This is a genomic window from Pseudomonas sp. P9_31, from assembly GCF_034008235.1.
GTDB lineage: Bacteria > Pseudomonadota > Gammaproteobacteria > Pseudomonadales > Pseudomonadaceae > Aquipseudomonas.
Map to the genome: position 1 here is coordinate 3,086,619 of NZ_CP125375.1, position 20,657 is coordinate 3,107,275.

The following is a 20,657-nucleotide window of genomic DNA, read 5'->3' on the forward strand; positions in this document are numbered from 1 at the left end:
TCGAGTTAGCATTTTCGAAAGGATGCTAAGCAAGTAAGACGGCGATTAACTCAATCTTGTTCGAGATGTATCGTTAGCACTCGGTCACTCCGATGTCGCCAGCATCAATTAATCAATTAAACCCTACTTTGATTCGGATCAGAATCCCTCATCGAGCGTCATTGGATTGAGAAAGAAAAAAATGCAAGTGGCAAGAAATGGTATTGATTATGGGAGGGATTTTTCCAGCTTTCTGAAGTAGATCTGCCTGTCTCACAGGGCGTCACGGCATGAGATATTCGACTATCTCGCCTTGGAAGCGAATGAGCAACAGCTTTGCTACTTTTTTAAAAGTGTTAGTACTTTAAATTTGCACTTTTTTTGACATCTTAGCTATGGCTCTTCACGGCTCAGGGCTAAGTGCTAGAGGGGAAATTGCACGAAATCTGTGGGATGAGATCGGGCATGGCAGCGATCACCTGACACATGTTGATTTATATAAGAATTTACTGGTGCGAAGAGGTATTCCATTACCGGAAGATCACTTTACATCACTGTATCACTGGTAAGGCTCGGCTGGATTTAATGCTTTCATGCTGGGTGCTGTAAATCATCAGCACTATTATAAGCTGATTGGCTTGTTGACGATGACTGAGTTGCTAGGCCCTTCTCAATATGAAAAGCTTGTTCAAGGTTGTGAGCGATTGGGGCTGCGCAAACAGGACACTTCTTATTATCGAGAACATATTCAGATCGATGTTATTCATGCTCAGGGGTGGCTGAACAATGTGGTGACGACTTTGGCTACGCGCAAGGCCGAAGCCCTTGATGAATTCTATTTTGGCGCGCAGTTGAGATTGGATACCTGTGCGGCCTATTATGATGACCTACTGAAAATAGTAAAGTCGCGGGCTTAGACGTCAAGAAACATAAGCCAGTGTTTGCAGTTTTAGGATGTATATTTTACCAAGGAGTATGGTGTGATGAGTTTTTTAGGTAAAACAGTTGAGTGTGTAGAAGTGTCACATGCCTTTATTGATGTCGTCGCAAATAGCGTTGATGGCTTGGTCAAGAAAGGCATTGTTAATATCCTCGAACATGGTCATGCTATTTCTTCGAGAGCGGGTGGTGCTCGTCAGGCATATGGGGTTAATTATATTCTTACAAATCCTCTTAATCGAATCCACTCGTTAAGAAAGGGTGCAAAACGCTATTTGTGTAGAGAGTTGTTAGCTTACTTTAGCGGTAGTCTAAATGCCCAAGAAGGATTGGCCAAAGCCTCAAATTTCTGGATGACGTTGGTTGATGAAGAGGGCAATGTAAACTCCAATTACGGTTATTATGTTTTTCACGAGCCTGTGTTGGGGCATGAGAATCAGTATAATTGGATTATTAATATGTTAATGGCAAACCCTGACTCACGGCGCGCAATCATAAATATAAATCAAAATTACCACAAGTCGGATACTAAAGATTTCCCTTGTACGGTTGGTATGCAGTTTTTTATCAAGGATCGTACGTTGTTCTGTGAAACAATTTCCCGTAGCACCGATGTGATTACGGGATTGCCATACGATATGGGTTTCTTCTCATTTGTTCACGAGCTGGTTTTCGCCGACTTAGTCGAACGAGGCATGTCGGAATTACGGCTTGGCTCGACCATCATGAAGACTACGTTTACACAAATTTATGATAATGCCGTCGAGAAGGCTAACGACGCAATGCTGAACGTGGGTGTGATAGAGCAGATGCCAACCATACAGTCTGCTGTTACCACACTGGCTGATATTTATGGGCACACTCAAAAAACTGAAGTTGTCCGGTGGGTTCATGAAAATGCAGAGTGAATTACCAGTTTTTGTCCTGGCGACCAAGAATATCGCTAAGATCAATGCTTTGAGTGATGTGTGTGGTGACTTGTTTGGAACCTTTACTTTGATACCTTTTGACGCAGAGTCAGGTGTATCAGAGACCCCTACTACCGATGAGGAAGCAATTCGTGGATGCCTTGGTAGGCTTGAGAGTGTGCAGAGGCATTCTAATGAGCGGGCCGATTATTATGTCGCCCTTGAAGGATTAGTTGAACACCTCTCTTTCGGCAGCTTCGTGTATGGTTGGGCCGCGGTGAAAGATCGGCACACTGGTGATGTTTTCTATGGCTGCAGTGGCAAGGTCATGCTCCCGCCTGAAGTTGTTGCCAGGATAAGGCCCGAATTGAAACTCTCTGCAATCATGCAAGAGCTTTATCCCGAAACGGCTGGTGACATGGATTTGTTAGGCTGTAATGGGATAATTACGGCAGGAATGTATAGTAGGGTAGACGAATTTAAAACTGCGCTGCGCTGTGCATTGGGCGCTGCTTTGGCCTCAGATGTTGGCGTGATTCGGCAATGATCCAGTGTGTTCTATTTGATATCGACGATACGCTGCTTAACCATCAGCAAGGACATCTGTACGCAATGGACTGGTTGGAAAGTTTCTTGGCCAGCCATGATTACGCTAGCGGCAACGATGAGTTCGAGCGCTTTCACCAGTTTTACGATGAGATGAACCAGAGACTATGGTCTCAATTTGAAGGCGGTGGTCTAAGCGTTGAGAGCTTACTAAGCCAACGTTTTCAGCATGTGTTTGATTGGTTTGGCGTTCGCCGGACTCATCGCGATGAAATTGAATCAACGTTCATATGCAAGTACGCGCAATCCTGTGTTCCGACCGGCCCTTGGCTGAATATTTTGAAATATTTTCGCCAGCGTGGAATTATCCTTGGCGTATGCAGTAATGGCGCTGAGCGAGTCCAGAGATTGAAACTCGAAGCAAGTCAGTTAGCATCCTATTTTGATTATTTTTTCTTTGGTTTTTGCGCCCCTCAGTGCAAACCCCACGAAAGCTTTTATCAACATGTGAAGCGTGAGTTGGATGTCGCCTTTGAAGACATTTTGATGGTCGGCGATAGTCTAGAGAATGATGTCTTACCCTGCCAAAAATTGGGGATTAAAGTGCATCATTTTTCAAAGCGAGCCGACTTTAGTAAGTCAATCGCATCGTTGATGGAGATTGTAGATGCTGGATGAAGTTATTTATAAAGGCGTGAGGTATCTGTGCCCTGATACTCATCGGTTGGCCCATGGCAGTCTTCACGTAAAAGGATCCACGATTTTCGCGATCTACTCGCCGAGCTGCTCGCTTCCGGATGGTGTGCGCATTGCTGATTGCTCAAATTTAATCTGTATGCCGGGCTTGGTTAACGCGCATTTACACCCGAGCAAAGAATTATATGGCGGGCTGATGGAATATTCTCCCATTAGTGCCGTGCTGGATGCGGTACATAAAAACAACGAATTGGAAACCCGTGAGGTCCAAGGTGTCGCTACGCTATACAGCCTGATGAAAGAGATTCGTAAAGGGGTTACTTGTGTTGGAGTGTTCACCAGTCGGCCTGAAGTCGATATTGATGCCTGCAAGAAACTCGGCGTACGGGCAGCAATCAATTATTGCCAAAGCAACCAGTGGATTGGCGCGGGGGCTCGCCCAGAATTTAAACCTATTCATAGTATTGTCGAGAATTTCGTATCGACTAAGCAACAATACCAGTCTGACACTCTAAGTGTAATACCCTCTACCGCTTCCGAACTTTCCGCCAACGAAGAGCTATTTAAATATCTTCATGCAGAAGCAAAAAAAGCTGGGTCGGTATTTTCTCTTCATCTTCATGAGGGCGCAACACAAGTTGCGCTTTTTAAGGAGGTGTTCGGTATGACGGCAATCGAGTATCTGCATGCTTTAGATATATTGGATGAGTCTACGACATTGATACATGCTTCTTGTGTGTCACCCGCCGACCTCGCTATCCTTCAGCAGAGTCGTTGTAATATCATTCACTGCCCCGTAAGTAATAGTTATGTCGGAGCCGGTACACTGCCTTTGGCATCACTGATGGAGGGTCGATCGGTCGGTCTCGGTACTGATGCAGCAATGGTAAATCCAATAGGCGACATTACATTTGATGCGCTATTCACTGTTTATCATCATGGCCCAGATAACCTAGATAAAAAGCCAAGTGCACGTGAAATACTAAAAATGCTGACTTCCTCAGGAGCTCGCGCGCTTGGATTGAAGGACGTAGGTGAGTTGCGCGTAGGCTTTCTTGCCGATATTGCCTTCTACGATAGCGCCAACTTTTCTGATCATTACTTGGATAACCCAATTTCTTTTTTGAACATGATCCACAAGGAGAGTCCGGTGCGGGTCATGGTTGGTGGTACCGTAATTTTTGAGTTCGGTGAGTTTGTGTGCCACTCACTGGTGGACGTGCGATCCACTTTTTCCAAATTCAAGGAGCATGTAGTCGGATGAAAAAAATAGCTTTTTTATTTTCAGGCCGTGGATCATTAATTGACGCGGTAAAAAATGGGATCGAAGAGGCAGAGCACGCTGCTAGGCTTGCATTGGTCATCACCAATAATGCTAGTTTCGATGCTGGGGCCGATACCCGATTTTCCGATGTGAAGGTTAATAAAGTAATTCATTCGGATTATCCGAGCCGCGCGGAATTCGAACGGGAAATCGCAATATTGCTGGAGGGTGCACAGATCGATGTGATCGTCTTGGGAGGCTTTCGCAGGATATTTTCGCCTGAGTTTGTTAGTCGGTTTGGCAGTAGAACCATCAATACACATCCATCTATCCTACCGGCTTTTCCGGGCGACAAGGCCCAACGCCGGGCTCTGGAGGCAGGTGTAAAGATCACGGGGGCCACGGTCCACTTTATCAATGATGAAGTGGACGCAGGACCTATTATTGATCAGGGCACAGTTAGAATCACCTCACAAATGACTGAAGCGATGCTACGCGAGGAAATCATTTGCGTAGAACAGAGTATTATTTGTACAGCTGTTGCGGGCCTCATTGATGAGCAGATTTTTGTTGAGCAGGGCCGAGTCGTGAACAAAGGAGTGCGCAATGGGCTTCCAGAGTCGTAATTTCTTGCCCGCAGTGGTCGTCGCTTCAATGCTATTTGTGGCCATCACTAGCCTAGGGATATCTGTTGCTGTACTTCCACCCTATATCAACAAGGTGTTGGGGCTGCCCGGTAGCTATGTCGGTTTGATCGTGGTGATGGAATCAGTCGCGACGTTGTTATCCCGTCCGTACGCAGGCCGATTTTCTGATCGGCATGGTCCAAAGCGAGCAATGGTCACTGGTCTACTGCTCCTCTTCGCTGCCGGTACAATATGCTTCATTCTGACTGACCAGAGTGTATTGTCTGCTATGCCTGTCTTTGCCCTTGTGTGTTTTAGCCGGTTATTAATGGGCGTGGGAGAAAGCTTAGTGTTTACCAGTAGTGGAACTTGGCCAATCGGTTTGATAGGGCGTGAGCATGCTGGGAAAGTTATGTCCTGGGTCGGTATCGGTATGTTCCTTGGACTCGCGATTGGCAATTATATTGGAGCATATTTATTTCGTGAGAACTCTGTATTGCTATCAATGTTGATCATGTCATGCCTCCCGTTTTTTGGTGTCATGGTGGTGTTGTTTGTCGAAGATGCTAAGGTGCCCGGCGAGCCGATGAGTATCTCGACTTGGACGGCAATACGTAAAATATGGCGACCTGGCTCAGGTTTTGCGCTGGGCAACGTTGGTTATGCATCAATAACTTCGTTTTTGTTACTGTTTTTGATGGAGAAAGGATGGCAGACAGATGCGCCGATGATTTTGTCGTTATTTGGTGTGGGTTATGTCGTCGCGCGACTAATGCTCGGAAAAAAGGCGGATGCCTATGGATTAAAAGCCGTATGGATATCATTGATTGTCGAATCACTAGGCCTTTTGCTGGTGGCCAATGCGCCCCAGGTTGATGTAGTGATGCTAGGAGCGTTTATGACTGGTCTCGGATTGTCGATGGTCTATCCGTTATTGGCATTACCGGCCATTAAGAGTTTGCCGGACACTAATATCGGGCTAGCGCTTAGTACGTACGAAGCTTGTTTCGATATTGGCATTCTTCTGGCTGGCGGCGTAGGAGGACTCTGCGTGAGTCACTTCGGATATGCGTCAGTGTTTTATTTTGCGTCAGGTTGCGCTGTTGTTGCCATGTTTAGTTCTTGGCTCGCCTACCGCGAGCTGCAACGCGCGAGCGTTGAGGTGAACCTGATTAAGTTACAGTCATAAGTGCGTATTAGTTTGTTTTTTTTGCATAAGGAACAGTGGGCATTGAAGGAGTATTTTATGAGGGTATGGTTGTTTTTCGTGATGCTATGTCTGTCTTGTGGAGCATTAGCAGAATCGCGAACCAATTTAATCATCGATACTGATCCAGGTGCCGACGACATGATCGCGCTTTTGGTGGCTTTCGCGTCGCCGGACAAATTGAACTTGCTAGGTGTGACGACTGTAGCGGGGAACGTGCGAATCGACAAAACTTCACGCAACGCCCGGATTGCAAGAGAGTGGGCCTCTCGTGGAGACGTCCCCATTTACTCGGGCGTCGCACGTCCGTTGGTTCGCTCTCCGGTGTATGCGGAAAGCGTCCATGGCCCCGAGGGAATTTCCGGGGTAAAGGTGTTCGAGCCTAAACAACCCCTAGCGGGTGATGACGCTGTCTCGTTTATTATTACGACACTACGGGCGGCACCAGCGCATTCGATTACACTAGCATTGTTAGGGCCGGAAACTAATCTCGCGCTTGCTTTAAAACAAGCGCCTGATGTCGTCAAAGGGATCAAGGAAGTTGTAGTAATGGGTGGAGCGCACTTTCAGGGCGGTAATGTAACACCTACTGCGGAATTCAACATGTTTGCGGATGCAGAGGCCGCGAAATATGTTCTAGACAGTGGCGTGCAAATCACTTATTTACCTATTGACGTCACTCATAAATTATTGACAAGCGAGGGACGAATCTCAGCTTTAGATCAGTTGGGTAATCAAGCGGGACACCACGTGGCCTCCATTCTTCGCGGCTACATCCAGAGCTACGTTGAGCGCTATGGTTTGCCGGGCGGGCCGGTCCACGATGCTACTGTGATTGCTTATCTGTTAAATCGAGAGCTCTTTCGTGGCCGAGAGATCTACCTTTCAATCGACACGCGCGAGGGCTTAACATATGGCCAGACGATAGCAGACTGGTATGGGACACTAAACAAAAAACCAGATGCATTTTGGGTTGAGGACGGCGATGCTGACGAGGTGTTCAAATTGATTACTTCGCGTATATCGAAGCTCAATTAAATCAGCTCAACCCAGCCAAATTTGACTAGCCACACCGTGGAGCAGATGCGCAGGTGGCTAGTCCAAGTCGCCGCCTTCTGATCGAATGATTGCCTTAGCGGCCCCTAAGGCGGCCATGATTGGTGGGTATTGCGTTTCAGCTTTCTCATGGTGGTCAGCAAGAATCGTACCATCAATGAGCATGGTTATGATAAATGCAGTTTTTTCTGCAAGCTCCGGCTTCAGCACAAGCACTGACCTGAGCTGTTGGGAAAGTTGCTCCTTGAATTGCTTGTTGATTTGTATGCGACCCATAAACCCCACCTACCGGATGGCCGTGGTATGAAGTCAGGTATCCGACTCGGATACATGCTCCCCTTGGGTTCCTACCCCAAACAACCGGTCGGCTATCTGCCGACCTCGCTCCAACCCTTCAGCCGTTAACCAAATCGATTTGTTCTTGTTCACCGGATTACTGATGAAACCCTGTTCATGTAGTCGGCTCATGGTCTCGAAGTCGAACCCTTTCCAAGCATTGCCGTTATCAAAGCTGAAGGTTGCCAACAGGGCAAGCACGGCTTCTTCAATCAGTTTATCGTCGTATTCCATGATCGTTGCTCCGCTCGTATTCTTTAAGCTCACCGTAAACCCTACCAGCCAGCAAGATGGGTAGCGCGTTTAACTACGCGATACCGGCGAGCAGTTCCAGGGCAGTAAAGCTTCGTAATCCTCAACCGAAGAAGCCGTCGGCAGGCGCTCAAGTGCGTGGCGCAGCCACGCATAGGGCTCTTGGCCGTTGGCTTTGGCGGTCTCGACCAAGCTATAAAGTTGGGCACTAGCCGTCGCACCTTTGGGCGTGTCGCTGAACAACCAGTTCTTTCTTCCGATCACGAAGGGCCTGATGGCTCTTTCGGCAGGGTTGTTGTCGATTGGCAAATAGCCTTCCTCGACGTACCGCTCAAGTTTGTTCCAGTTGCTCGCCAGGTAGCTGATGGCTTTGCCCAGGGCGTTTTGAGCGGTGACCTGGGGTTGGGTCTTTTCCATCCAGCTTTTCAACTGAGCCAGCACCGGCAGGCTGTGCGCGTGACGACCGGTTTTTCGCTCGCCGTCGTTGCCGGCCTGTAGGTCGCGTTCGATGCCATAAAGCTTGTTGATCAGGTTCAGCGCGATGTCGGCACGTCCCGTCTTGCCTTTGGGCTGCACTTTTTGCGCTTCGACGAATTTGCGCCGTGCATGCGCCCAGCAGCCTAAACGCTCCACTCCTTCCTGCGCGCCCAGCGCGTTGTAACCGGCGTAATCATCGGTCATCACGTAGCCGCGATAGCCATCAAGCAGGCGCGTCGGCACCTCCTGAGCCCGGCTGGTGGAGTAGTCGAAAAGGATCACTGGTTTGTCGGGTGGGCCGCCGGTTTGCACCCACATCCAGGACTGGCTGCTGGGCTCCCGATCCTGCTCTTTCAACACCTGCACGCGGGTTTCATCGCAGTGGATGACGCGGCTTTCCAATAACTGGTCGCGCATTAAATTCAGCAGTGGTTGCAAGTGTTCACCGCACTGGATAACCCAGCGGGCCAGGGTCTGACGCGGGATATCGATGCCATGGCGGCCCAGCACTTTTTCAAAACGGTGAAGCGGTAAACCGTCCACGTATTTGGTGGTCAGCAGCATCGCCAGCACGCTTGGGCTGGCCATACTTTTTTCAATCAACTGAGCGGGCTTGTCCGCAGTGACCGGAGCCGTTTCACAGGCACGGCAACCGTAGACCTTACGGACGTGTTTGATCACGCGAATTTGCATCGGCACGATTTCAAGCTGCTCGCTAACTTCCTCGCCGATGGCGTGTTTGCGGCAGCGGCAGCCGCAGGCACAGGTCAGTTCATGTTCGGGCAGTTCGTGAATGACTTCGATGCGGGGGAGATCGGCCGGCAGCGGTTTGCGTTTGCCACGCCGCTGGGTCGGCGCAACAGCCTCTTCTCCTGCCGCTTCATCAATGGGCTCGACGACGCTTTCCGCCTCATTGAACAGGGCCAACTGCGGCGTTGCCGGATCAACCGTTTGCTCGGACTTGCGTCCGAACAGGCGCTGACGCAACAGCGCATTTTCTTCTTCGAGGAAACCGACTCTGGACTGCATCTTCGCAAGCATCTGCTTGAGCAATTCAGGATCATCGGGGAGGTTTTCGGGCATGGAAATCATGCCATGGATTATACCGAATCAGGCCACGTATCGCGGTGTCAAAACCTGATGAGGGCGGTTGCGCCACAGATCAAAACCATCCAGTAGCCAGTTCAGTTCCTGGACGGTCAGGATGATCGCTTCATCGTTGGCATCGGGCGATGTTTTAAATCGTTCGGATTCGAGGCGCTTGAGCCAAAGGCAGAAGCCGTTGCGTTCCCAATACAAAATCTTCACGCGGTTGCGTGGCTTGTTGAGGAAGACGAAAAGCACGGGGTCGAATACCGCGACTTTGATATCCAGTTCGACCAGTGCGGCCAGGCCATCAATGGGTTTTCGAAAGTCGACGGGCTTGGGGTAGAGATAGACTTTTTCGACTTTGGCATCGGGTCGCATCATGGCGGGCTGGCTCCTGAGGGAATCGGGAGCACAGCATCCGGGATCAGCTAAGCGCTTTGAATGTGGGGTTCATGGAGCGTTTACATTGCAACGGCTGACGCCTGCCGCAATATTCAGGCGGGCTGGTAGTGCTCGGCAGCGTGCATTGCCAAATAGGCTTTGAGGTTTTCGTCACTGCGCTTCGAGATTTGACCCAACGCATGCTCAACGAATTGTCGGAATCACCAACGATGACCAGCATCATGTAAGATGCTGGTCACGTAGTGCATGCGCTTGAAGTTATTCAACGCATTTTGATGTTATTGATTATTTGATGCGAGCGGTTTAAGAGTTTGACCACGATCTTTTACAAGGTTGTCTTCTATGACGATTTGACTGTCAAAGGCAACGTAATAGATGCCTGATTGGGCGTGTCCTTTTATAGCCATCAAGTAACCTCTTGGATCATTACGTCCCCATGTGTCACCGCTGCCGGGCTCCAGTGGGTAATAATTGTCACTGCCGCCTCCTGCCCATACGCTGACTGCAACTTGAACCGTTCTGCTTGCTCCGTTTGTGATCGAGATGCTCATATTTATATCCTTTTTGGATTGAGTATTCCATGAGTTGGCTCCCTATTTTTAAAACATAGATGCAGACTTGCCACTGCTACAGAAAAATCAGTAGTTAGGTTAACTCATTGAAGCTTTCATGTATTACAGATGTTTTTATTGATCAGTGTTGGATGTGTGAGTTCGTTGGGTTGAAATTTTTTATCTTGTCTCAAGTTGAGGCAAGACTTCAGTCAAGCCTGTAAACGCGCAAATGCAAGGCATCCTCACCTTTATGAGTTGACGATTCCGACGAGTGGTAAGGCCTTACCGATCGTCAGCGACCAATTGAGCAATTACCTTATTATTCGGATACTGTATTTATATCCAGCCTTGAGCAAGGAGTGCATTTCCTGACTGTGCCCATGAGAGAACGCGGCGTCGCCAGATCCAAAAGGGATATCGCCAGTGCCGAGCCTGTCACGGGCGATATCATTTCCTCCAGTGCGCCATCTGACATCCTCAAAAGAACGTCCAGCGCCGTGTCTCTGCGACATGGTGCCCTGGTCAGGTGAGGTGCCACCGCTTCGGCCGCTTCTTGATGCTCGCCCGACCAGCATGGCAACGCTCGGTTTCACACTGAGTGGTCTGGAAGAGGTCGAGAATGTTCTGTACGCGCAGTCTTGGTACTGCAGGGAGATTTGATTGTTTTCGGTCGGCAGAACGCCGAACCACTGCAGGAAGATCCAACGCTAAGTTGTTGATACATCAATAGCTTGCATTGGTTTTACGGTCTTGTTATTGCGTCTTGGGCGGTGAAATGCTGTTTGAAGCCCATGCTTTGAGCTGAGCCTCGGGGAATGATTTTGTGATGCCGTTAAATATTCGAGTGTAAATCGGAGTCTTGGCCCTGCCGAGTATGCCGGCTGCATATAAACTTCTGAATACATCCGCTCCGGACTTCTGATGCTTGACAAAAAAACGCAATGTTGAGATATCAGCGTATGTTTCGGCCTTAACTAGATCTACTCTACGATCAGGCAGACTGAAGTTTCTATCGATTTTTAGATCCTTTGCGTGCATAAGTTCATGATAAAGAAACAATGCTTGTAAAGCCCAAAACAATGATTCGCTATCTTCTTGGCTAATGCCGGATGGGGTTGAGCCAAGAAATATAGCGCTCTGTGGCGGTTTTCTAGGTCTGCTTCTGCATTTCTGCCCGTAGCAGTAATGTCGATAAAGTTGATGTGCTTGCAGATGTCAAGGTTCGCTTCTTTCAGCTGATCAAACGCAGCCTTCATTACCAATGGTTCGCTTTGAGGTTGCATCTTTTATCCTTTAGTTGAGTCGGTTCTTCCCAGTGTCTTAGCTTTTTCACCGGCATTGATTTCCCTTGCGGGCGAAAGCTGATGCAAACCCTTGTTTGTTTCCGGTCCGCTATTTTGGATGGCTTGAGCAGGCAAAATCCGAAGGGTCGAACCGATCGGTCGTGTCCATCCGAATACTTCGCAGGCCCACCGTTTCCAGGTGTAACGCGTATAGAGGCTCCGAAAAATAACTCATCAGGATGGAGCGACGGCGTGCGCCGATGGCGTTCAGACTGCCCGCATGCACTAAATCCACATCAAACACCAGGATGTCACCCGCGGAGCCTGAAAGCTGCACAGACCGGGACTCGTCATTGAAGCCGAATGGCGGCTCTCCCTGGTCAGGGCGGTGGCTGCCGGGAACGATACGTGTTGCGCCGTTCTCGGGGCCATAGTCGTCGAAATAAGCCAGGGCGTTCACAATGTCGCCTGGCCGCAGGGCCGACAAGTCGCGGTGCAGCTGCTGATGACCGCCACCTGCAAGGGGCTCGCGACCCTCCACCTGCGAGAGGAAGAACCGTTCTCCAATCAACTCACCAACCACCGCCAACACCTCCCGCAGACGACACACAGCCTGAACCTTCGAATCAGCGTCCAGCAGCGAATGGCGCCAATCCATGCCACGCGGCACTGGCCATTGGTCCGCCGGCTTCACGCCCGCATCGAACACGGCACGAAGGTCACCCAGCCACTCGGCCGGAATCGCTCGACGAAGCAGCGCATAGCCATCTCGATGGAGTTGCTCGCGGTCAGTCATGGATTCCTCAACTCCCTTACCACCAACGCTTCTTGCAGAACGGCCCGGAACCAGGCAACAGCATCGAGCAATTCAGGCACCGTCCCTGAGCAACTGGCTGAACGCCTCCAGTTCACTTTTCTCCACATCGGAAACCAGCACGAAACGCATGTGGTTGGCTTGCCAGGACACTACGTTAAAGCCACGAATCGTCTGGGTCTGCCGCGGCTTGTCTGCCTCCGGCATGGGCAGGATAAACACATTGATGATGTGCCTGGCCCTCCCGTAACTGAGGGCTGCCGTGGTCTGGTGTTGCAGATAATCCAGCCGCCCGCCCAGTAATGGAAATCCCTGCGCCGAGTAATCGAATACCGGCGGCGAGAAGTCGAGTTTGCCGGTGAACCAGGGCTTCACGGTGTGACGGTCGGAGGACACCACATCGTTCAGATGCTCGCCCATCAACGAGCGGACATGGCTGGAGACCGCCTCGTCCATCAGCGGTTGTTCACTGCCCGGCGTCATCACATAAAACACCACCGCCAAGGCCAGCGCCGTTGCGGAAAACGTCGGTGCGAACCATTTCTGCCAGCGCTCGACGGCGCGAGTCGCGGGCGCACCAGCGGCAAACACGCTGGCCGCCAACGATGCCGGCGCCGGGTAATACGGCGCCTGGCGCTTCACACTGACCTTCAGCAGTTTCACTTCATCATGCAGCCGCGCGCACTCGGCGCATGCGGCCAGATGCGCAGCCACATCCGCAGCCGTCGCAGGATCGAGTTCCTGATCCAGATAGCCATGCAGCCGTGTCTGGCAAACCGTGCAGTCGAGTTTATTCATGATCGTGCAACTTCAGTAGTTCGAGCTTGAGCATCGCGCGTGCCCGGGCCAGTCTCGACATGACGGTGCCGATGGGAATATCGACCACCAACGCGATGTCCTTGTAAGGCATGTCTTCGAGTTCTTTCAGCACAATCACCTCACGAAACGCCGGCGGCAGGGCGCACAGCGCTTGCTGGATCAGGGCCGCGTTTTCCGTTTGAATAGCCAGCAACTCCGGGGTCTGGCTGTGGCTCAGTGCCCCTTCGTCGTCGCCAATGTCGTCACCGATAGCAACCCAATGCTGCCCGGCCGAGGCTTTGAGCCAGGTGTAGCTTTCGTTGCGCACGATGGTCAGAAACCAGGCCTTGGCGTTGCCATCGGCGAAACGCTGCAAAAACCTGAAGGCGCGCAGGGCGCTTTCCTGCACGACATCGCGTGCGGCGCTGTCGTTGCCGGTGAGCCAGCGCGCGAGGTTGTAAGCGGCGTCCAGATGGGGCGCAATCAGTTCCTCAAATCGCTTCATAGTGGTTTCCGCACCGCCACCCCCTTATAACCGTGATGCGTCGTCATTTATTCCCTGAAAAAATTTGTTTTGCGGCGCGGAATAAACACTCGTCCCGCAAGGTTTACCTCGTGTCAGCTACATCACTGTAGTCCGCCAGCGAGGACCCTACCGATGGACATTCAATCAAAACACCCAGTGCGCACCGACGGCTTGCTGAACCCTGACCGCCGAGCGCTGCTCAAGTGCTCGGCGTGGGCCGGGGCAGGGGTAATCTGGGCCCTGAGCGGCGGCATTCCCAGGGCCTTTGCGCTGGATGAGGCAGGCAATGTCGCCGACCCCAAGGCACTGGCCAGCACGTTTCACTTTGTGCAGATCAGCGACTCCCACATCGGCTTCAACAAGGAAGCCAACCCGGAGCCGGCAAAGACGTTACAGGTGGCGATCGACAAGGTCATCGAGCTGCCAAAACGGCCGTCGCTGATCCTGCATACCGGTGACATCACGCACCTGTCCAAGCCTGAGGAGTTCGACACTGCGGCACAGTTGCTCAAAGGCCTGCCGTCCACCGTGCATTACGTGCCGGGTGAACACGACACTCTCGACGAGGGCGGCGGCAAGCTTTACCTGGAGCGTTACGGCAAGGGCACCAAAGGTAATGGCTGGTACAGCTTCGACGACCACGGCGTGCATTTCATCGCGCTGGTCAATGTTTTCAACTTCCAGGCTGGCCATGAAGCCACCCTTGGCGCCGATCAACTGGCCTGGCTGGCCGATGATTTGCGGGCGGTGACGACCAGTACACCCATCGTCGTGTTTACCCACATTCCGCTGTGGACGATTTATCAGCCGTGGGGCTGGGGCACCGAGGATGGTGATCAGGCGATTGCGATGCTGCGCAAGTACGGTTCAGTGACGGTATTGAACGGCCACATCCATCAGGTCATCCAGAAGGTCGAAGGCAACATCACCTTCCACACCGCCCGTGGCACGGCCTATCCGCAACCTGCACCGGGTGCGGCACCGGCACCAGGGCCGATGACGGTGGCTGCCGATCAATTGCGCAACTATCTGGGGATCACCGATGTGCGAGCGACACAGGGCGATCATCCGCTGGCGCTGATTGATTCGACACTGGTCTAGGGGAGGGCGGTCAGATGAAAACGCGACTGTTGGCGGTTGTGTGCCTGATGCTGTCGATGCCGGCGTGGGCTCAAGAGGTGAAGATCGATATCAAGGCGTTCATGTTTGAACCCAAGGATTTGACCGTGGCCGTGGGCACCAAAGTGACGTGGGTGAATGATGATCAGATTCCGCACACGGTGGCAGAAACCCACAAGGTGTTTCGCTCGGGGGCGCTGGATACGAATGACAGTTTTTCCTGGGTGTTCAATACGCCGGGAGAGTTCGAGTATTTTTGTGCGCTGCACCCGCAGATGATCGGGAAGATTGTGGTCACCCAGTAAACAGAGGGCGCTGGAAGGTCAATAGCCGTGTAGGGCAGCGTTGCGCAGATGATCGAAAAAATGCAAAAACGATCCGCGCGGAGGCAGCAGAGAAAGCCAAATCCCGGAAGTGACAAAGCCCTGAATAATCAGGGCTTTCATTGCACGTCACTTGCTGCGCCCGAGTCATAAGCCAGGCACGGCCAAACGTGTCAGTTACACAAATGGCTGGCCAGTAAAACCACGCGGCAGTCGTTGCAAACCGGGCATCTCGATCAGCCGTTGCATCCAGGCTGCGCGCCAGTCACTGGCGGTGTGGGTGGCTTTGGCCTTGCGTGCGGCCCGACGTGCGGCGTTGCGTTCGTCTTTGCGCGCTTCTTTGAACGCGTCGGTGTTGCGGCAGCTTCTGCATTTAACTCGAGTCAATATGCTGCTTGAGGTCAGGTTGCTGCCTTTGTGCCCGCAGGCCAGGTGCCCGCCGACTTTGAAGTGAGTGACCATGAGACATCTCCTTCGTGATGTGTAAACGTTCGACACCCGGCGAATGAGGGCGTTCGTTCGCGGTACGGCAGGCAAAAAAATGGCCCGCATGCGGGCGGGCCAGGGGGGGTCTTCAAAGGAGCAAGTTAACTGTAGGAGGTGGCTTGTGAAGGCGGTGTGAAATGGGCGAAGGGGCCGCAAAAAAATCCCGGCGAACTGGGCAATGCCCGTCAGTTAAGTGCCCGCTCCCACAGGTTCAGCAGCTTGACTGACTGGCATTAGGCAAACCGGGTAGCACATGGCGAGCAGGCAGGCATAAGCCTGGTAACGACGATGTCACCGTTCAGGTGTCCTGAATCGGGCTCTGACCCTGGTTTGAGTATCTGGGTCGACTCATCTGAACCGAGGCAGCGGCGGTTCGACAGGTTTGAGCGCAGACAGCGCGCTGCGAATCTGCGGCGTGTCTTTCTCGATGTCGTTCAGACGATCGCGAATCCTGAGGGCTGTCGGGTGCCCCCCTTGATTATCGACCCAGTCGGCGATCTCCTTGCACGCGGCGGCAAGGCGCGCCTGACGGGAGTCAAGCAGGGTGAGCAGAGTGGCGATGGATTCTTTCTCGGACATGACAAACACCTCCGTTCAAAGAAATCGGCTAAAGGGCAACAAAAAGCCCGCGGGGGAGCGAGCTTTCTGCCGATGGGTCGCTGGTCCTTCAGCTCCTTCAAGTATAGACCCGGAAAATGGAAGGGGCCGGCTTCAGGCCAACCCGTGCGACGCCTGCGAACTGACCGCGTTAAGCCTGCGACATTCGCGTTCGGCGTCCTCTTCAAGATCGAAGCCGTCACCGATGAAACCACGAGTGCGGGTATCGACGATGCGATACCAGACGACGGTGTCGGATGGCGGGTTATCGGCTTCTCCGGCCCGGCGGCCATGAACGATGATCTTGTTGCAGCGTTTCACAACGAAAATGTCTTCCATGGCGTCACCGAAGCTATTCGTGTTCAGATCAAGCATAGAAGCCCGTTGCGATCATGCAAAAAACTGGCGGGGCAGTTCGTCGGTTCAGTACGCCTTTGAATACGGTCTCGGCGACGGGGTCAGGCCAACACCGCCACCGCTTTGATCTGCGCCCAGAGTGGCTGGCCGGGGTGCACGCCCAATTGGTCCCGGGAGTAACGGGTAATCCGCGCCAGCAGCGGTGTGCCAGCCGCGTTCAGGCGGATCAGTACGTGGGCGGCGTTGTCGGCGCCGATTTCACTGATCACCGTAACCGGCAGGCGATTGAGGATGCTGCTTTGCTCGACGCCTTGCAGGCTCAGGCTGACATCCCGCGCCTGGACCTTGCAGCGCAGTGCCTGACCCTCAGCCATCGGCGAATGGGCGACCCGAATGCTCAGGTCCGTGTTGGGCAGTTGCAAGGTCAACAACTGGTAGTCGGCGTCATAAGCGCTGACGTGTCCTTCGATCACCACGCCGGCGTCGTCGCCCAGGGCCAGCGGCAGATCGAGCCGGGCCAGGGTTTCGCCGATGGGACCGCTGGCCAGGGCCTTGCCGTCGCTGAGCAGGACGAGGTGGTCGGCGAGCCGCGCGACTTCATCCTGAGAATGGCTGACGTACAGCACGGGGATGTCCAGCTCATCGTGCAGCCGTTGCAGGTAAGGCAGGATTTCGTTTTTACGCTGGGTATCGAGTGCCGCCAGCGGCTCGTCCATCAGCAACAGCTTCGGGCTGGTGAGCAGCGCGCGAGCGATGCCGACCCGTTGGCGTTCACCGCCCGAAAGGTGCTGCGGATCACGGTCGAGCAAATGGCCAATCCCCAGAAGCTCAGTGGCGTGGGCCATGTCGACCCGACGCTGTTGGCGAGGGATGCGCTTGAGGCCGAACTCAAGGTTGGCCCGCACCGATAGATGGGGAAACAGACTGGCTTCCTGGAAAACGTAACCCAGGGCGCGTTTATGCGGCGGGACGAAAATCCCCTTGTCGCTGTCCTGCCAGACTTCATCGTTGACCTGAATAAAACCCTGTTCGGCCTGTTCCAGACCGGCGATGCAGCGCAGGCAGGTGGTTTTGCCCGAGCCGGAATGACCGTAAAGCGCCGTCACCCCGCGGCCGGGCAGTTGCAGGTCGACATCCAGGGCGAACCCCGAATAACTCAGTTTCAAGCGCGTTTGAATCATTGATCAGCTCCAGACCGTTTTGGTTTTACGGCTGGAGTAAAGCGCCAGCAACACCGCAAAGGAGAACACCAGCATCGCCCCGGCCAGCCAATGCGCCTGGGCGTATTCCATGGCTTCGACGTGATCGTAGATCTGCACAGAAACCACGCGGGTCTTGTCGGGAATGTTGCCGCCGATCATCAGCACCACGCCGAACTCGCCGACAGTGTGGGCGAAACCGAGAATGGCCGCGGTGATGAACCCGGGGCGGGCCAGCGGCAGAATCACGCTGAAGAACGTGTCCCAGGGATTGGCGCGCAAGGTCGCGGCCACTTCCAGTGGGCGTGTGCCGATGGCGGAAAATGCATTTTGCAGCGGTTGGATCACGAACGGCATCGAGTACAGCACCGAGCCGATCACCAGCCCCGCAAAACTGAAGGTGAGGGTGCCGAGCCCCAGCGACTGGGTGAAGTGGCCGATCCACCCGTTCGGGCCGAGGGTCAGTAACAAGTAAAAGCCAATCACCGTGGGCGGCAGCACCAGGGGCAGGGCGACGATCGCCCCGACCGGGCCGCGCAGCCAGGAACGGGTGCGCGACAGCCATAACGCAATCGGAGTGCCGATAACCAACAGGATGACGGTCGTCAGGGACGCCAGTTTCAGGGTCAGCCAGATGGCGGAATAATCGGCACTCGATAGCGTCATTTAGAGTTGGTAACCGTAGGACTTGATGACTGCAGCGGCTTTCGGACCTTTGAGGTAGTCAACCAGTGCCTTGGCGGCCGGGTTGTCCTTGCCCTTGTTGAGGATCACCGCGTCTTGTTTGATCGGGTCATGCAGGTTGGCCGGAACGATCCATGCCGAACCGCTGGTGACTTTGCCGTCTTTGTAGATCTGCGACAAGGCCACAAAACCAAGTTCGGCGTTGCCGGTGGAGACGAATTGGTAGGCCTGGGTGATGTTCTGGCCTTCCACGATCTTGTCTTTGACCTTGTCGGTCAGGCCCTGCCTGGCCAGTACCTGAGTGGCAGCCAGGCCATAAGGCGCTGCTTTCGGGTTGGCGATGGACAGGTGCTTATATTGGGTGTCGCTCAGCACCTTGCCCTTGGCATCGACGTAACCTTCCTTGGCCGACCACAGCGCCAGGGTGCCGATGGCATAGGTGAAGCGCGAGCCCTTGACAGTGTCGCCTTCGGTCTCGAGTTTTTGCGCGGTGGTGTCGTCCGCCGAGAGGAACACTTCGAACGGTGCACCGTTCTTGATCTGGGTATAGAACTGACCGGTTGCGCCATAAGCAGCCACCAGTTTATGCCCGGTGTCTTTTTCGAAGTCGGCAGCGATGGCCTGGATTGGCGCGGTGAAGTTGGCGGCGACGGCGACCTGGACTTCATCCGCCTGGGCGGACCCGAAAGCGAACAGGCTGAACAGGCACGCGGGGACAAAACGTGAGGCACGAACGATCATGGAACGGCTCCGTGGTAGGCGAGTGCAACGAGGGACGAAACGCTATATAGCGGAATATATAGCGAATTGCCTGTAAACGGAACTTGCCAGATACAGAGTACAAGGAGGGCTGGACCTAATGCTGGTCGGTATAGGCGCGGAACCTGTGGGAGCGAGCCTGCTCGCGATGGCGGCAGCAAAGCCAACATTGATGTCACCTGACACACTGCCTTCGCGAGCAGGCTCGCTCCCACATGGATTGCGCTTAACTTGCCGGCATTAGGGTTAGCCCCTTCAGGGTTTAGCGCTGAATCAATTTGGCCAACGCCTCATCCGCCAAACGCCGGGTCAACTCTGCCGAAGTCATTTCAACACCCAGCGTGAACGCCTGCCCGGCCCAAAGGCTGCTGAAATCCGCTTCTGCCTTGGCCCGCAAGGGCATCAGCGCGCCGCCCGCCAAGGGGAAGGCCGGTGCCTTGGCGCATATCGGCCCCAGTTCACGCATCACCCGATTGAGAATCCCCCGCGCCGGGCGCCCGGTGAAAATGTTGGTGACCGCCGTCTCGCTTTCCTTGGCCGTGCGCAACGCCTTGTGGTGAGAAGCGCTGATCTTGGCCTCCGGGGTGAACAAGTAAGCCGTGCCCACCTGGGCCGCCGAGGCGCCCAGCAGAAAAGCCGCCGCGACGCCCCGCGCATCGCCAATCCCGCCCGCCGCAATCACCGGCACTTTCACCGCGTCGACGATCAGTGGCACCAGCGCGAAAGTCCCCACCTGGCTGCTCAGTTCGTCACTGAGGAACATCCCCCGGTGGCCACCGGCCTCGTAACCCATGGCGATGATCGCATCGCAGCCATGCTGCTCCAGCCAGATGGCCTCTTCGACCGTAGTGGCCGAGGAGAGAATTTTCGCCCCGGTGGCTTTTACCCGAGCCAGCAAGGACTTTTCCGGCAGGCCGAAGTGAAAACTCACCACCTCGGGACGAAACTCTTCGATCACTTCGCAGGCGGCATGATCGAATGGCGCACGATTGGACACCGGTGTCGGCGCGTCGAAATCGACACCCAATTCCCGGTAGTAGGGTTCCAGCAGATTCTTCCAGTCCTGGGCGCGTTGCTCATCGGGTGACGGCGGTTGATGGCAGAAGAAGTTGACGCTGAACGGGCGCCGGGTGTGTTGGCGAATCGTTTTCAGCTCCTCGCGCAACTGCTCGATGCTCAGCATTGCAGCGGGCATTGAGCCCAGGCCGCCAGCGTTGCTCGCCGCAATCACCATGGCCGAAGTCGTCGCGCCCGCCAGGGGGGCCTGGATGATCGGCAGCTCGATCCCGAGCAGGTCAAGAATACGGGTATCTGGCCATAGGCTCATTTGCAGTGTTCTCCGACGTCGAAACAGGGCAGGGACGGTAGAAGCGAATTTGTA

General features: G+C 53.6%; 26 protein-coding genes and 1 pseudogene. 10 read left to right on the top strand and 17 right to left on the bottom strand.

The window, feature by feature from the left end; translation table 11 throughout:
- The first annotated feature begins 365 nt into the window (after positions 1 to 365).
- The 8 genes and pseudogenes from QMK51_RS28980 (at position 366) to QMK51_RS13575 (ending at position 7,203) form a co-directional block, all read left to right on the top strand.
- A pseudogene (locus QMK51_RS28980) lies at positions 366 to 896 on the top strand (iron-containing redox enzyme family protein).
- 66 nt (positions 897 to 962) lie between these two features.
- Positions 963 to 1,826 (top strand): thymidylate synthase, encoded by an 864-nt coding sequence (locus QMK51_RS13545; RefSeq protein WP_320394395.1) that lies wholly within the window; start codon positions 963 to 965, stop codon positions 1,824 to 1,826.
- Positions 1,810 to 2,373: an inosine/xanthosine triphosphatase gene (locus QMK51_RS13550; RefSeq protein ID WP_320394396.1), complete on the top strand. Its 564-nt coding sequence runs from the start codon at positions 1,810 to 1,812 to the stop codon at positions 2,371 to 2,373. The genes QMK51_RS13545 and QMK51_RS13550 overlap by 17 nt, the downstream gene beginning before the upstream one ends.
- Entirely contained in the window at positions 2,370 to 3,050 is a 681-nt protein-coding gene (locus QMK51_RS13555; RefSeq protein ID WP_320394397.1) for an HAD family hydrolase, read from the top strand. The genes QMK51_RS13550 and QMK51_RS13555 overlap by 4 nt, the downstream gene beginning before the upstream one ends.
- Positions 3,040 to 4,332, top strand: a complete 1,293-nt coding sequence (locus tag QMK51_RS13560) for an amidohydrolase family protein (protein WP_320394398.1) — start codon at positions 3,040 to 3,042, stop codon at positions 4,330 to 4,332. Before QMK51_RS13555 ends, QMK51_RS13560 begins: the two co-directional genes overlap by 11 nt.
- Positions 4,329 to 4,958 carry a phosphoribosylglycinamide formyltransferase gene (gene purN, locus QMK51_RS13565; protein WP_320394399.1) on the top strand — a complete coding sequence of 210 codons (630 nt, stop codon included), beginning with the start codon at positions 4,329 to 4,331 and terminating at the stop codon, positions 4,956 to 4,958. Before QMK51_RS13560 ends, purN begins: the two co-directional genes overlap by 4 nt.
- The gene (locus tag QMK51_RS13570; protein ID WP_320394400.1) at positions 4,939 to 6,147 is read left to right on the top strand and encodes an MFS transporter; all 1,209 of its coding nucleotides are present in this window, start codon (positions 4,939 to 4,941) and stop codon (positions 6,145 to 6,147) included. Before purN ends, QMK51_RS13570 begins: the two co-directional genes overlap by 20 nt.
- Before the next feature lie 57 nt (positions 6,148 to 6,204).
- A complete protein-coding gene (locus QMK51_RS13575; RefSeq protein WP_413817529.1) occupies positions 6,205 to 7,203 on the top strand; it encodes a nucleoside hydrolase in 999 nt (332 codons plus the stop codon).
- 57 nt (positions 7,204 to 7,260) lie between these two features.
- Here the strand turns inward: QMK51_RS13575 and QMK51_RS13580 are convergent, their stop codons facing one another.
- The 9 genes from QMK51_RS13580 to QMK51_RS13620 form a co-directional block, all read right to left on the bottom strand.
- Positions 7,261 to 7,497, bottom strand: coding sequence for a hypothetical protein (locus tag QMK51_RS13580; protein WP_320394401.1), 237 nt, complete (start codon positions 7,495 to 7,497; stop codon positions 7,261 to 7,263).
- Between the two features lie 33 nt (positions 7,498 to 7,530).
- The gene (locus QMK51_RS13585; RefSeq protein ID WP_258696221.1) at positions 7,531 to 7,791 is read right to left on the bottom strand and encodes a DUF6429 family protein; all 261 of its coding nucleotides are present in this window, start codon (positions 7,789 to 7,791) and stop codon (positions 7,531 to 7,533) included.
- A gap of 69 nt (positions 7,792 to 7,860) precedes the next feature.
- Positions 7,861 to 9,378, bottom strand: coding sequence for an IS66 family transposase (gene tnpC / locus QMK51_RS13590; RefSeq protein WP_320394402.1), 1,518 nt, complete (start codon positions 9,376 to 9,378; stop codon positions 7,861 to 7,863).
- 18 nt (positions 9,379 to 9,396) lie between these two features.
- The gene (tnpB, locus tag QMK51_RS13595) at positions 9,397 to 9,756 is read right to left on the bottom strand and encodes an IS66 family insertion sequence element accessory protein TnpB (RefSeq protein ID WP_320394403.1); all 360 of its coding nucleotides are present in this window, start codon (positions 9,754 to 9,756) and stop codon (positions 9,397 to 9,399) included.
- A 299-nt stretch (positions 9,757 to 10,055) separates the two neighbouring features.
- Positions 10,056 to 10,328, bottom strand: a complete 273-nt coding sequence (locus QMK51_RS13600) for a hypothetical protein (protein ID WP_258700466.1) — start codon at positions 10,326 to 10,328, stop codon at positions 10,056 to 10,058.
- A gap of 1,022 nt (positions 10,329 to 11,350) precedes the next feature.
- Entirely contained in the window at positions 11,351 to 11,614 is a 264-nt protein-coding gene (locus tag QMK51_RS13605) for a hypothetical protein (protein WP_320394404.1), read from the bottom strand.
- A 109-nt stretch (positions 11,615 to 11,723) separates the two neighbouring features.
- A complete protein-coding gene (locus tag QMK51_RS13610) occupies positions 11,724 to 12,410 on the bottom strand; it encodes a phytanoyl-CoA dioxygenase family protein (RefSeq protein ID WP_320394405.1) in 687 nt (228 codons plus the stop codon).
- A 72-nt stretch (positions 12,411 to 12,482) separates the two neighbouring features.
- Entirely contained in the window at positions 12,483 to 13,226 is a 744-nt protein-coding gene (locus QMK51_RS13615; protein WP_320394406.1) for an anti-sigma factor, read from the bottom strand.
- Positions 13,219 to 13,731, bottom strand: a complete 513-nt coding sequence (locus tag QMK51_RS13620) for a sigma-70 family RNA polymerase sigma factor (protein ID WP_320394407.1) — start codon at positions 13,729 to 13,731, stop codon at positions 13,219 to 13,221. Before QMK51_RS13620 ends, QMK51_RS13615 begins: the two co-directional genes overlap by 8 nt.
- Before the next feature lie 153 nt (positions 13,732 to 13,884).
- Between QMK51_RS13620 and QMK51_RS13625 the strand changes: the two genes are divergently transcribed.
- Positions 13,885 to 14,853 (top strand): metallophosphoesterase family protein, encoded by a 969-nt coding sequence (locus tag QMK51_RS13625; protein ID WP_320394408.1) that lies wholly within the window; start codon positions 13,885 to 13,887, stop codon positions 14,851 to 14,853.
- Positions 14,854 to 14,867: 14 nt separating this feature from the next.
- Positions 14,868 to 15,176 (top strand): cupredoxin family copper-binding protein, encoded by a 309-nt coding sequence (locus tag QMK51_RS13630; protein WP_320394409.1) that lies wholly within the window; start codon positions 14,868 to 14,870, stop codon positions 15,174 to 15,176.
- A gap of 18 nt (positions 15,177 to 15,194) precedes the next feature.
- On the opposite strand, the gene QMK51_RS13635 is transcribed toward QMK51_RS13630, so the two are convergent.
- The 8 genes from QMK51_RS13635 to QMK51_RS13670 form a co-directional block, all read right to left on the bottom strand.
- A complete protein-coding gene (locus QMK51_RS13635) occupies positions 15,195 to 15,317 on the bottom strand; it encodes a hypothetical protein (protein ID WP_320394410.1) in 123 nt (40 codons plus the stop codon).
- Between the two features lie 54 nt (positions 15,318 to 15,371).
- The gene (locus tag QMK51_RS13640; RefSeq protein WP_258700473.1) at positions 15,372 to 15,656 is read right to left on the bottom strand and encodes a hypothetical protein; all 285 of its coding nucleotides are present in this window, start codon (positions 15,654 to 15,656) and stop codon (positions 15,372 to 15,374) included.
- 372 nt (positions 15,657 to 16,028) lie between these two features.
- Positions 16,029 to 16,259, bottom strand: a complete 231-nt coding sequence (locus QMK51_RS13645) for a hypothetical protein (RefSeq protein WP_258700474.1) — start codon at positions 16,257 to 16,259, stop codon at positions 16,029 to 16,031.
- Positions 16,260 to 16,391: 132 nt separating this feature from the next.
- The gene (locus QMK51_RS13650) at positions 16,392 to 16,652 is read right to left on the bottom strand and encodes a hypothetical protein (RefSeq protein ID WP_258700475.1); all 261 of its coding nucleotides are present in this window, start codon (positions 16,650 to 16,652) and stop codon (positions 16,392 to 16,394) included.
- Positions 16,653 to 16,735: 83 nt separating this feature from the next.
- Entirely contained in the window at positions 16,736 to 17,815 is a 1,080-nt protein-coding gene (modC, locus tag QMK51_RS13655; protein ID WP_258700476.1) for a molybdenum ABC transporter ATP-binding protein, read from the bottom strand.
- Positions 17,816 to 17,818: 3 nt separating this feature from the next.
- On the bottom strand, positions 17,819 to 18,499 hold the full coding sequence (gene modB / locus QMK51_RS13660) for a molybdate ABC transporter permease subunit (RefSeq protein WP_320394412.1): 681 nt from the start codon (positions 18,497 to 18,499) through the stop codon (positions 17,819 to 17,821).
- Positions 18,500 to 19,258 carry a molybdate ABC transporter substrate-binding protein gene (gene modA / locus QMK51_RS13665; RefSeq protein WP_320394413.1) on the bottom strand — a complete coding sequence of 253 codons (759 nt, stop codon included), beginning with the start codon at positions 19,256 to 19,258 and terminating at the stop codon, positions 18,500 to 18,502.
- A gap of 280 nt (positions 19,259 to 19,538) precedes the next feature.
- The gene (locus tag QMK51_RS13670; RefSeq protein WP_320394414.1) at positions 19,539 to 20,603 is read right to left on the bottom strand and encodes a nitronate monooxygenase; all 1,065 of its coding nucleotides are present in this window, start codon (positions 20,601 to 20,603) and stop codon (positions 19,539 to 19,541) included.
- Between the last annotated feature and the right edge of the window lie 54 nt (positions 20,604 to 20,657).